Annotated in this window: 8 protein-coding genes; 4 read left to right on the top strand and 4 right to left on the bottom strand. The window is 68.1% G+C overall.

Translation table 11 applies throughout. The features are described from left to right. Together E1J61_RS15240 and E1J61_RS15235 are read right to left on the bottom strand one after the other, a co-directional pair. A complete protein-coding gene (locus E1J61_RS15240) occupies window positions 1–1584 on the bottom strand; it encodes a fatty acid--CoA ligase (protein ID WP_133094896.1) in 1584 nt (527 codons plus the stop codon). Window positions 1585–1621: 37 nt separating this feature from the next. Continuing rightward, entirely contained in the window at window positions 1622–2404 is a 783-nt protein-coding gene (locus E1J61_RS15235) for an SDR family NAD(P)-dependent oxidoreductase (RefSeq protein ID WP_133094895.1), read from the bottom strand. Window positions 2405–2725: 321 nt separating this feature from the next. Here E1J61_RS15235 and E1J61_RS15230 point away from each other — a divergent pair, with 321 nt between their 5' ends. From E1J61_RS15230 to E1J61_RS15215, 4 genes are all read left to right on the top strand, one after another. Then, window positions 2726–5071, top strand: a complete 2346-nt coding sequence (locus E1J61_RS15230) for a mechanosensitive ion channel family protein (RefSeq protein ID WP_133094894.1) — start codon at window positions 2726–2728, stop codon at window positions 5069–5071. A 460-nt stretch (window positions 5072–5531) separates the two neighbouring features. Then, window positions 5532–6725, top strand: a complete 1194-nt coding sequence (locus E1J61_RS15225; RefSeq protein ID WP_133094893.1) for a helix-turn-helix transcriptional regulator — start codon at window positions 5532–5534, stop codon at window positions 6723–6725. A 196-nt stretch (window positions 6726–6921) separates the two neighbouring features. After that, complete coding sequence (locus tag E1J61_RS15220) at window positions 6922–8082, top strand: acyl-CoA dehydrogenase family protein (protein WP_133094932.1); 1161 nt, start codon at window positions 6922–6924, stop codon at window positions 8080–8082. Between the two features lie 48 nt (window positions 8083–8130). Beyond that, a complete protein-coding gene (locus E1J61_RS15215) occupies window positions 8131–9114 on the top strand; it encodes an acyl-CoA dehydrogenase family protein (protein WP_133094892.1) in 984 nt (327 codons plus the stop codon). Between the two features lie 68 nt (window positions 9115–9182). On the opposite strand, the gene E1J61_RS15210 is transcribed toward E1J61_RS15215, so the two are convergent. Further along, window positions 9183–10727, bottom strand: coding sequence for a SpoVR family protein (locus E1J61_RS15210; protein WP_133094891.1), 1545 nt, complete (start codon window positions 10725–10727; stop codon window positions 9183–9185). Between the two features lie 131 nt (window positions 10728–10858). Beyond that, on the bottom strand, window positions 10859–12121 hold the full coding sequence (locus tag E1J61_RS15205) for a YeaH/YhbH family protein (protein ID WP_133094890.1): 1263 nt from the start codon (window positions 12119–12121) through the stop codon (window positions 10859–10861). Between the last annotated feature and the right edge of the window lie 23 nt (window positions 12122–12144).

The following is a 12144-nucleotide window of genomic DNA, read 5'->3' as shown; positions in this document are numbered from 1 at the left end:
TCAGTTCACCTGCCGGTTCATCCCCTCCCAGAACGGCTCGCGCAGCTTGCGCCGCAGCAGCTTGCCGGACGGATTGCGCGGCAGCGCGTCGACGAACTCGATGCTCTTCGGCACCTTGAAGCCGGCCAGCCGCTGGCGCGTCCACGCGATGATGCCGTCGCGATCGGGCGATTGTCCCGGCTTCAGCACGACGATGGCCTTCACCGCTTCGCCCCACTTCTCGTCCGGCACGCCGACCACCGCCACGTCAGCCACCTGCGGGTGGCCGTAGATCGCGCTTTCGACCTCGGCCGGATAGACGTTCTCGCCGCCGCTGATGATCATGTCCTTGACGCGGTCGTGGATGTACAGGTAACCCTGCGCATCCATGTAGCCCGCGTCGCCGGTGCGCAGCCAGCCATCGGCGTCGATGGTGCGCGCGGTCTCCTCGGGCTGCTTCCAGTAGCCGGCCATGTTGTGCTGCGAGCGCACCACGATCTCGCCGACTTCATCGGGACCCAGCCCGCGCCCCTCATAGTCGACCACCTTGATTTCCACGCCTGGCAGCGGCTTGCCCGCGGCACGCATGCGCGGCACCTCTTCGGTGGTGTGGTCCTCGGGCGGCAGCGCGACGATGGTGCCGGTGGTCTCGGTCATGCCGTACTGCTGCACGAAGCCGCAGCCGAACACCTCGATGCCCTCGCGCAGCAGCGCCGCCGGAATCGGCGCGGCGCCATACAGCAGGTACTTCAGCCGCGAGTAATCCACCTGGCGCGCGCGCGGATCGCGCAGCACGATCTGCATGGCCGCCGGCACCATGAACAGCTTGCTGACGCGCTCGTGCTCGATGAAATCCAGCACCGCGCGCGGGTCGAATTCGCGCGCGACCACGCCCTTGGCGCCAGACAGCAGATTGCGCAGTCCCCAGCCCGAGCCGCCGATATGCGCGACGGGCATCGCCACCAGCGAGATATCGTCGGCCGTCCAGTGCGACCAGGCAATGCCTTCGCGCTCGCTGACCTCGGTGCCGATGGTCAGGTTGCGGTGCGTCAGCATCGCGCCCTTGGGCCGCCCGGTGGTGCCAGAGGTGTACAGCTGCAGCACCACGTCGTGCGGCGCCGGCCGGTGTGCCGGCGGCGTGGCCGGCTGCGCGTCGCGCCAGTCGGTGTAGCAGGGCGCATCGCCGCCGTCGGCGCACGGCTCCATCAGCACCACCTTGCGCACCATCGGCAGCGCCGGCAGCAGCGACTTTGCCATCGCTGCCGATTCGGGCCCGACGAACAGCACCACCGCGTCGCAATGGCCGACGATAAACTCGATCTCCGGCGGCGCCAGGCGCCAGCTGGCCGGCGTGGTGACGACGCCAGCCTTGGCCGCGCCGAGCAGCAGTTCGAAGTAGTGGTCGCTGTTCTTGCCGATATAGGCAATGCGGTCGCCGGCGTGGATACCCTCGGCCAGCAGCGCCTGCGCGACCCGGTCGGTATTGCGCTCGAAGTCGGCGTAGGTAGTCTGGCGGCCTTCGAACGCATATGCCACCGCGTCGGGCCGCAGTCCGGCGAAATGGCGCACGGCATCGGGCAGCGTGCTCAGGTAGCTGAAATCCATCCGCGTCTCCGTGTTGATTCCATCCAGGCCGCTTCGCTCAGCGCGGCGCCATCCGGATGGCGCCGTCCAGCCGCACGGATTCGCCATTGAAATAGCCGTTGCGGCACATCTCGACCGCCAGCGAGGCGAACTCTTCCGGTTGGCCCAGGCGCTTGGGAAACGGCACCGAAGCGGCCAGCGCGGCCTTGACGTTCTCGGCCGCGCCCTGCAGCAGCGGCGTATTGAAGATGCCCGGCAGGATGGTATTGACGCGGATGCCCTCGCCCGCGAGGTCGCGCGCGATCGGCAGCGTCATGCCGACCACGGCGGCCTTGGACGCCGAGTACGCGGCCTGCCCCATCTGGCCATCCTGCGCCGCCACCGATGCGGTGCTGATGATCACGCCGCGCTCGCCGCCCGCGGTGTCCAGCGTCAGCATGCCGGCCGCCGAGCGCGCGATGCAGCGGAAGGTGCCGATCAGGTTGATCTGGATGATGCGTTCGAAGGCATCGGAGGGAAAGTGCTTGATCTGGTCCGGCGCTTCCTTGGAACGCGACGCGGTCTTGATGGCATTGCCGGTACCGGCGCAGTTGACCAGGATGCGCTCCTGGCCGATGGCGGCGCGCGCCCTGGCGAAGCCGGCCTCGACTTCAGCTTCCGAGGTCACGTTCACCTGGCAGAACACGCCGCCCAGCTCGCGCGCCAGCGCTTCGCCCTTCTCGGCGTTGAGGTCGAACAGCGCCACGCGCACGCCGTGCGCCGCCAGCGCGCGCGCCGTTGCCGCGCCCAGGCCCGAGGCGCCGCCCGTGATCACTGCCGATACCGATGCATTGAGTTCCATGCCGTCTTTCCTTTGTGTCTTGTTGCTGGCCGGACGGGCCACCGGTTCCGGTGCGCGCGCCCGCGATCTGTGAGTGGCCGGCGGGCGCCGAAATGCCCACGCCGGAGTGGGTTCGAGATTCGTGGATCGGCGCAAGCGACGCATCGTCCGAAGCGACGAATGGTTCCGACGTGGACCCAGACGTGGACCCGGGGTGGCCCGACGTGCCGGATGCGGCGGTGCGTCACCCGGCACCGCCGATGCGCTACAGTGGCGCGATCGACGTTCATTCCCGCGCCTCCGCCGGCAGCGTCACGCCGGGCCGGGTGCGGACATCCAGCCATGCGCAAACCCGATCGCAACGCCCCCTCCCGATCGATGTGGCCACGCCGGCTTACGCCAGGTGCGAGCCTGGCCATGCATGCCGCGCTGCTGGCGCTCGCACTGCTGTGTTGTACGGTACCAGCGCCCGCTATGGCGGCAGGCCCGCTTGCCACCCTGCTGGCACCGGCCAAGCCCACTCCGGCGCCGGCCAGCGCGCCGGCGGCCCCGGCCAGCGTGCCGCTGGCGCAGTCGCTCGACCAGGTCATCGCAACACTGCAGGACGATCGCGAACGGCGCGCGCTGGTCGGCCAATTGCAGGCCTTGCGGCGCGGCCTGGACGCTTCCGCGGTGGCGCCGGCGCCGGCGTCCGCCGCTGCGGCCGGCGCTTCGGCACCCGGGCTGATCGGAGCCGTGGCCGAGGTGCTCGACGAAGTCGACACGCACCTGCGCAAGGACCGCGGCCCGTGGCAATACTGGGGCTGGCGCTCGCGCTTCGCAGGCGAGGAATGGCGCGCCGCGCTGACCCACCGGGGCACCCGCTCGGGGCTGGAATCGCTGCGCGAATTCGCGCTGGTGCTGGCGGTATGGGCGGCGAGCGGCTGGGGCCTGTGGGAGATCGGCCATCGCATCCGGCGCCGGCGCGCGCCGCCGCGTCCGCGTACCGAGCGTGCCAGGCTGCCCGAGGTGCCGTCCTGGGTGGATGTCGGCATTTTCATGCTGCGCCATATCGGGCCCTGGGTGATCGCCTTCGGCATCACGCTGGTGATGGCGACGCGCACCTTCACGCAGTCGCCAGCCGCCGTGGCCGCGGTACTGGTTGCGTATGCCATCGTCGCGGGTGCCATCGCCGCCGCGGTGTGCCAGGTCATCTTCGTCCTGTTCCGCACCGCGCACCGCCAGCTTGCGGTCCGGCAGCTGCTGGCGCGCTCGCCGTGGCTGCTGTTCGCCACTGGTGCGCTTGCGGCCCTGGGCGACAGCGCCACCGACAGCCGCGTCGTCGCGGTGATCGGCACCAACCTCGCCGCGCTCGTGTCGACCACGGCCAATATCGCCGCGGCACTGGGCATCGGCGTGTTCACCCTTTGCTTCCGGCGCCAGATCGGCCAGCTGATCAGCCAGCGGCCGCTGGCCTTCCGCCAGTCGCACCCTGGCCTGACCGACCTGCTAAGGCTGATCGGGCAGGCCTGGCACCTGCCGGTGCTGGCGGTGGTGGTGGCTTCGGTGATCGGCACGCTGCTCGCCGCCGGCCACGCCGATGTGCTCCTGCGCCGCACCGTGGCCTCGGTCGCGCTGTTCGTCGCCGCGCTGCTGCTGACGATGGTCGCCGGGCGCTCGCCCAAGGCAACGGCGCAGCCGCCCCGCTTCCGCGACCGCCGGCGCTCGGCCTATGTGCAGCGCTTTGGCCGCTTCGCCATGGCGCTGCTGCGGGTGGCGATCTGGGTGGTATTTCTTGCCATGGTGATGCGCGTCTGGGGCACGTCGCTGATGCAGCTGGCGGAATCTTCCGCAGCGGGCCGCCATATCACCGAGACCGTGTTCAGCGTGACCAGCACCGTGCTGCTGGCCTGGCTGGTCTGGCTGCTGATCGACACCGCCATCACGCAGACGCTGTCGCCCGCGCATGGACGCGGCGCGCAGCCCAGCCTGCGCGCCAAGACCATCCTGCCGCTGGTGCGCAATGCCTCGTTCATCGGGCTGCTGCTGATCGCGGTGATTGCCGTGCTGGCCAACCTGGGCGTCAACGTGACACCGTTGCTGGCCGGCGCGGGGGTGGTCGGGCTGGCGATCGGCTTCGGGGCGCAGAGCCTGGTGCAGGACCTGATCACCGGATTGTTTATCGTGGTCGAGGACTCTATCGCCATCGGCGACTCGATCGAGCTGCCTGACCATGCCGGCGTGGTCGAAGGTATGACCATCCGCACGGTCAAGCTGCGCGACGGACGCGGCGCGCTGCATACGCTGCCGTACAGCCAGATCAAGGCGGTCAAGAACCTGTCGCGCGGCTATGGCTATGCCGTGTTCAGCATCGGCATCAGCTACCACAGCGACCTCGACCGCGCCCTCGAGCTGATCCGCACCACCGGCACGGAAATCGCGCGAGATTTCCGCTACTCGCGCAACCTGATGTCGGGGCTGGACATCCTCGGCCTGGACCGCTTCGACCCGAGCGGGCCGGTGGTGATGGCACAGTTCAAGACCCGGCCGCTGACGCAGGCGGAAATCACGCGCGCGTTCAATGCACGCCTGAAGCGCAACTTCGACGCCCACGGCATCCGCATGGCATCGCCCAGCCTGACCATTCAGGTCGATGGCAAAGGGCTGCAGGTGGGGGGCGACGAGCAAGCGAACCCGGCGGCGCCATAGCAGCCGGTTCGAATGCCGGTTCGAACCGGCCCGTTCGCAGAAACGGGTATGGCAACCTATTCTCGGGCCGCGAACGGGGTCTTTTTGCCGCCAACATTCTGGACACGTGTGGCGTGTGTGAAACGCCCGGCACTATTTCCCTCGTCACCCGCATTACCATCACGCCTCACAAGTCGGTAGTGCGCCCGACCTCCCATACGCTGCAAAGCAGCAATTTGGTATGGCCCCAGCTAAGTGTTATGCCTGCAATCCGTGTTTTCCCTCCCGACACGGGGGACAAAAGAAACAACATTGTTTGGCATGATTGCCTTATCGCAGCGCGCCGGATGAGCCTGACGGGACCGCTGCGAGCCGTATCGGCGCAGGTACAGAACGCCAGAGCGGCACCGATAACACAAAAGAAAGTGGCCACTTGCCGTGGCACAAGCAGGAGGCGTTTGCCGCCGGGGGGAATGTGAACATGGGCGAACACCCGACTACGGACGAGGACTTCCATCGTCTGGTCGACTCGATCTACGAGTCCGCGCTGGACGTTGCGGCAATGCCGGCGGCACTCGACCTTTTCTCCCGGTACACCTCCACCGGCAGCCCGCGTTACCTGATCTGGGACAAGCTCGCCGGCCATGCACGCCTGGGCGTCACGCCCCACGGCTGCTTCACCAACGGCGCAAGCGTTGGCGGCTGGCTGCCCAATCCGCTCGAGCTGCCCTACGCCGGCGCCTGCTGTATGCCGGCCGACATGCCTGACAGCCCCGCCTGCGCGCCGCTGCACACGGCCCCTCACGATGGCGCCGTGGCCGAGCGTCCAGTCTCCACGCTGGCATGCAGCGGACTCGAACATGGCATCCGCCTGGTCGAGAACGCCGAGGTCTGCGTACTGATGAGCGGCACCAGCGCGGGCAGCATCAGCGCCGGCCAGCGCGAGCGGCGCCTGGCCCACGTCATGCCGCATTGGGTGCGTGCCGCGCGCATGCAGCAGCGCAACTTTGAACTGAGCGGGCTGGCCAGCCTTGGCCTGGCCGGGCTCGATACCCTGGATTTTGGCGTGATGGTGCTGCAGGCCGACCTGCGCGTGCGCTACGCCAACAGCTGGGCCGAGGCGCTGGTGCAGGCCGACAGCCACCTGTCGCTGCAGGACGGCGTGCTGCGCGCCCACAGCGACACGCTGCAGGCGGTGCTGCGCAAGCTGCTCGACGGCGCCATGCGCGGCCGCGGCGCCGAAGCCGCGTCGGGCTCCTGGATGCACATCACCTCCGGCGGGCAGCCGGTGCCGATCATCGTCACGCCGCTGGTCTCGCGCCAGCCGGTGGAAGGCCCGTGGCAATTGCCTGCCGCGATGATGCTGTTCGGCAATTCGGAATCGCGCGCGGTGCTCGATGCGGGCGTGCTGACCTCGCTGTTCGGGCTGTCGCGCAAGGAAAGCATCATCGCCGTCCGTCTCGCCGCCGGCGAGACGCTGAATGAAATCGCCGAGCGCGAGTTCCTGTCGCCGCATACGGTGCGCGTGCATATCCGCGATACGCTGCGCAAGACCGGCACGCACCGCCAGTCCGAGCTGGTGCGCCTGCTGCACCTGCTGCCGGGCGTCAATCTCGAACGCGCCGGGGTGACCTCGGCGGTCCGGCGGCTTACGCCGCGAGCGGGGACGGCCTGAAGCACTGGCACCGGCCCCAGGGGTGACCCGGCCGGCGGCGCCTCCATATCGAATCGGTATCGCTTCCCAATAAATCAATATTGGACTGGCGCTCGACGCGTGAACTACGCTGTGGCCCACCCTGAGCCATCCGGAATGCAAGGCAGCCGCCGCCGCGTTCCGCAGGGCTCGCGTGCCACAGCTACCGGACTTCACCGTGACCGCCTTGCTTTCCACCTTCGACCTGACGCCCCTGCCGCCGCACGCGCTCGCGTTCCGCGCCGAGGTCCGCGCCTTTCTTGACGAGCACCTGCCCGCCCTGCCGCCGGAAACCCGCGCGCGCTCGTGGATGGGGTTCGATGCGGCGTTCAGCCGCGCGCTGGCGGCGCGCGGCTGGGTCGGCATTACGCTGCCGGCGCAATACGGCGGCGCCGGCCTCGATCCTTACTCGCGCTTCGTGCTGGTGGAGGAGTTGCTGGCCTGCGGCGCGCCGGTGTCGGCGCACTGGATCGCCGACCGCCAGAGCGGCCCGCTGATCCTGCGCTACGGCAGCGACGCGCAGAAGGCGCGCTACCTGCCCGCGATCTGCCGCGGCGAGGCGTTCTTCTGCATCGGCATGAGCGAGCCGAACTCCGGCTCCGACCTCGCCAGCGTGACGACCCGCGCCGTGCGCCAGCCCGATGGCTCGTGGCGCCTGACCGGCCGCAAGATCTGGACGACCAACGCCGACCGCTGCCACTTCATGATCGCGCTGGTGCGCACCTCGGGCACGCCGCAGGACCGGCAGGCGGGCCTGTCGCAGTTCATCGTCGACCTGCACGCGCCCGGCGTCTCGGTACGGCCGATCCACGACCTGGCCGGCGATGCGCACTTCTCCGAGGTCACCTTCGACGACGTCGCGCTGGCCCCGGATGCGCTGGTCGGCCAGGAAGGCAGCGGCTGGGAGCAGGTCAACGCCGAACTCGCGTTCGAGCGCAGCGGCCCCGAGCGGCTGTACTCCAGCGTGGTGCTGCTCGACACCTGGCTCGACGCCATGCGCCGCCTGCCGCCGGCACGGCGCGACACCGTGACCGCGGGCCGCCTTGCCGGGCACCTGGCGGTGCTGCGCGCGATGTCGCTGGCGGTGACCGCGCGCCTGGCGGCCGGTGAAAGCCCCGTGGTCGAGGCCGCACTGGTCAAGGACCTGGGCACGACCTTCGAGCAATCGGTCCCCGCGCTGGTGGAAGCGGCGCTCGGCGACGAAGCGGCACTGGCCGCCGACGGCGCGCTCTATCGCACGCTGGCCTACGTCACGCAGATCGCCCCGTCGTATTCGCTGCGCGGCGGCACGCGCGAGATCCTGCGCGGCATGATCGCGCGCGGCCTCGGCCTGCGCTGAAGACCCGCCGCACCGTCCCGACGTCCCGCCCCCCCGACGAGACCCATCATGCATAACGCTTACTCCGACGCCCTCGACGCGCTGCTGCGCGATTGCTGCACGCCCGCCACGGTCCGCGCGCTGGAACGGCAGGCCGATCCCTCTCCCTTGTGGCAAACCCTGCACGACAGCGGCTTTGCCGACTGCCTGCTGCCCGAGGCCGCCGGCGGCGCCGCGCTGCCGCTGCCTGAACTGGCCCCCGTGCTGTTCGTCACCGGCCGCCATGTCCTGCCGCTGCCGCTGGCGCAAACCATCTTCGCCCGCGCCCTGCTGCACGCGCAGGGCATCGCCCTGCCCGACGGACCCATCGCCCTGGCGGGCTTCGACGACGGCGCGCCCGCTGCGCTCGTCGCCGATGCGCGCCATGCCCGGTGGTTCCTGGTGCAGGACGGCGAGCGTTGCCTCTTGCTGCCGGCGGCCGACGCGCGCGCCGAGCCCACCGGCGCGCACGCCGACCTGACCCTGCGGCTGCCGCGCCCGGAGGCGGCCATGCCCGCTGCGTTCCGGCTGGCGCCCGGCACGCTGCGCACACTCGGCGCCTGCCTGCACGCGGTCCAGCTGGCCGGGGCGCTGTCGCGGGTGCTCGACCTGACGCTGCAGTACGCCAACGACCGCCAGCAGTTCGGCCGCGCCATCGGCAAGTTCCAGGCGATCCAGCATCAGGTCAGCGAGATGGCCGAGCATGTGGCGGCAGCGCGCGTGGCGGCGCAGCTGGCCTGCGCCAGCACCACCGGCCAGCCCGAGCGCCTGCGCGCCGCGCTCGGCAAGCTGCGCGCCAGCGATGCCGTCACGCCAGTGGCGGCCATCGCCCATGCGGTGCACGGCGCGATCGGGATCACAGAGGAATACGACCTGCAGCTCTGCACGCGCCGGCTGCATGCGTGGCGCGTGGCGGACGGGTCGGAGCGCTGGTGGAGCCGCGTGCTGGGCGAGGCTGTGCTCGACGGCACGGACAGCCGGGCGGTCGAACTGGTGCGTGGATGGTGCGAGTGAAAATGAAAACGCGCATTGCCTGAGGTTTCAGGCAACGCGCGTGGCAAGCACTGCGAAAGATCAGGCGATCACGCGGCCAGGCTCAGCCCGCCGTGCGGCTTGCGGTGCCGGCGCTCCGGCTTGCATTCGTACTTGAGTTCGGTGCGCCCGTCTTCATAGGCCACTTCCAGGCGCACGGTAAAGCCCCACAGCCGCGTCACGTGCCGCACCACTTCGTCGAAATTGTGCGCCAGCGGCCGGCGGTCATTCTGCAGGTGGCGCAGCGTCAGCGAACGGTCGCCGCCGATATCGACATTGGTGACCTGGATATTGGGCTCCATGGTCGACAGGTCATACTGCGCCGCCATCAGCTGGCGGATCGCGCGATAGCCCTCGTCGTCGTGGATGGCGGTGACGCGCAGCTTGCCCTCGCGGTCGTCGTCCAGCACCGAGAACAGCTTCAGTTCGCGGATCACGCGCGGCGACAGGAACTGCAGCAGGAAGCTCTCATCCTTGAAATTGCGCATCGCAAAGTCCAGCGTCGTGCGCCAGTCGCTGCCGGCGATCTCCGGCGCCCAGCGGTAGTCCTCGTCGGTCGGGTTCTCGCACATGCGGCGCAGGTCCTGGAAGATCAGGAAGCCCACCGTGTACGGGTTCAACCCGCTGTAATACGGGCTGTGGTACGGCGGCTGGTAAATCACGTTGGTGTGCGCCTGCAGCAGCTCCATCATGAAGGCATCGTTGACCAGCTTTTCTTCGTAGAGCTGGTGGATGATGGTGTAGTGCCAGAACGTTGCCCACCCTTCGTTCATCACCTTGGTCTGGCGCTGCGGGTAGAAGTACTGCGCGATCTTGCGCACGATGCGCACGATCTCGCGCTGCCACGGCGCCAGCTTGGGCGCGTTCTTCTCGATGAAGTACAGCAGGTTCTCCTGCGGCTCGGGCGGGAACGTCATTTCCGGCGTCTCTTCGTCGGCCGTCAGCGCGTGCGGGCGGTGCTTGGGCAGCGTGCGCCACAGATCGTTGACCTGCATCTGCAAGTAGTTCTCGCGATCGGCCTGGCGCGCCTTCTCTTCGGTGATGGAGAGCTTCTTGGGCCGCTTGTAGCGGTCCACGCCGTAGTTCTGCAAGGCATGGCAGGAGTCGAGCAGCAGTTCCACTTCCTGTTCGCCGTAGCGCTGTTCGCACTCGGCCACGTAGTTCTTGGCGAACAGCAGGTAATCGACGATGGCGTCCGCGTTGGTCCAGGTGCGGAACAGGTAGTTGCCCTTGAAGAAGGAGTTGTGGCCGTAGCAGGCATGCGCGATCGTCAGCGCCTGCATCGGCATGGTGTTCTCCTCCATCAGGTAGGCGATGCAGGGGTTGGAGTTGATGACGATCTCGTAAGCCAGGCCCATGTGGCCGCGCTGGTAGCTGCGCTCCGACGCCAGGAAGTGCTTGCCATAGGACCAGTGGTTGTAGCCCACCGGCAGCCCCGCCGACGCGTAGGCGTCCAGCATCTGCTCGGCCGTGATGATCTCGATCTGGTTGGGATAGGTATCCAGCCCGAACTCGCCGGCGATGCGGGCGATCTCGCGGTCATACCGGTTGACCAGCTCGAAGGTCCATTCCGAACCCGTGGACAGATAAGCCATCTTCGCCCCTTGTTGCGGGCAAGGCGCCAACCGCGCAGGCGCGCGCGCTGGCGCGCCGCGTGGTCCGCGTTGCCTTGCCACCAGACTTCACTGCGGCCTTCGCTGCCGGTTGCCCCGGCAGCAGGCCCCAACTAAGCCGCCCGCTTCTGGAACAGGTCGTGCAGCACCGGGTAGATTTCGTCCGCGCCGATGATGCGCTGCATCGCAAAGTGCTCGAACTGGCCCTTGACCGTCAGATACTCTTCCCAGAGGTTCTGTGGTTCCTCGGACGCCACTTCCACGTATGCGTAGTACTGCACCAGCGGCAGGATCGACTCGCGCAGCAGGCGTCCGCACAGTTCGGAATCGCCAGCCCAGTTGTCGCCGTCGGAGGCCTGCGCGCAGTAAATGTTCCACTGGCTTGGCGGATAACGGTCATGGACCACCTCCACCATCAGCTTCAGCGCACTGGACACCACGGTACCACCGGACTCGCGCGAGTGGAAGAAGTCTTCCTCTTCGACTTCCTTGGCCACCGTGTGATGCCGGATGAACACCACGTCGATACGCTCGTAGTTGCGCTTCAGGAACAGGTACAGCAGCATGAAGAAGCGCTTGGCCAGGTCCTTGCGGCTCTCGTCCATGGAGCCGGACACGTCCATCAGGCAGAACATCACCGCCTGGGCCTGCGGGCGCTTCTTGAGCACGCGGTTGTTGTAGCGCAGGTCGAGCTTCTCGATAAAGGGCACGCGATCGATGCAGGCGCGCAGGTGCCGCATCTTCTCCATCAGTTCGAGCGTGCCTTCGGCGTAGGGGCCGTCCTTGTCCAGCGCCTCGGCGTACTCCAGCTCCAGGTCGCGCAGGCGCTTCTGGTAAGGGCTGGACAAGGCGATGCGCCGCCCGATCGAGCTGCGCATGGTGCGCAGGATCGACAGGTTGGACGGGGTGCCGTCGATGGAATAGCCGGCGCGCACCTTGCGCACTTCGGCGATCTTGGCAAGGTGGCGCTTGGCCAGGTCCGGCAGCGCCATGTCCTCGAAGAAGAAATTGAGGAAATCCTCGCGCGACAGCGTGAAGACGAAATCGTCCTCGCCTTCGCCGCTGTCGCTGGCCCGCGAACCGCTCCCGCCACCGCCCTGCTGCTGCCGGTCGAAGGAATCGCCCTTGACGAACTTCTTGTTGCCAGGGTGGATCCACTCGCGCCGGCCGCCCGGGCCGTGGTGGAAGATCGGTTCGGTGATGTCCTTGACCGGAATGGACACCTGGCCGCTCTGCTCGATGTCCATGATCTTCCGGCCGGACACCGCCTTTGCCACCGCCTGCCGAATCTGTTCGCGGTAGCGCTTGATGAAGCGTTGCTGGTTGACGGCACTCTTGTTGCCGCCGTTCTCGCGCCGATCGATGACCGTAGCCATATGTTGCCCTCGTTGAGAGACTG

Origin of the sequence: Cupriavidus sp. L7L, from assembly GCF_004353535.1 — a bacterium.
Classification (GTDB): domain Bacteria; phylum Pseudomonadota; class Gammaproteobacteria; order Burkholderiales; family Burkholderiaceae; genus Cupriavidus; species Cupriavidus oxalaticus_A.
This window is presented reverse-complemented; position numbering and strand designations above follow the sequence as displayed.

Excerpts from the sequence above, each read along its gene's own strand:
- E1J61_RS15205 (WP_133094890.1), bottom strand. The coding sequence starts at position 12,121 with ATGGCTACGGTCATCGATCGGCGCGAGAACGGCGGCAACAAGAGTGCC.
- E1J61_RS15230 (WP_133094894.1), top strand. The coding sequence starts at position 2,726 with ATGCGCAAACCCGATCGCAACGCCCCCTCCCGATCGATGTGGCCACGC.
- E1J61_RS15240 (WP_133094896.1), bottom strand. The coding sequence starts at position 1,584 with ATGGATTTCAGCTACCTGAGCACGCTGCCCGATGCCGTGCGCCATTTC.
- E1J61_RS15215 (WP_133094892.1), top strand. The coding sequence starts at position 8,131 with ATGCATAACGCTTACTCCGACGCCCTCGACGCGCTGCTGCGCGATTGC.
- E1J61_RS15225 (WP_133094893.1), top strand. The coding sequence starts at position 5,532 with ATGGGCGAACACCCGACTACGGACGAGGACTTCCATCGTCTGGTCGAC.
- E1J61_RS15235 (WP_133094895.1), bottom strand. The coding sequence starts at position 2,404 with ATGGAACTCAATGCATCGGTATCGGCAGTGATCACGGGCGGCGCCTCG.
- E1J61_RS15210 (WP_133094891.1), bottom strand. The coding sequence starts at position 10,727 with ATGGCTTATCTGTCCACGGGTTCGGAATGGACCTTCGAGCTGGTCAAC.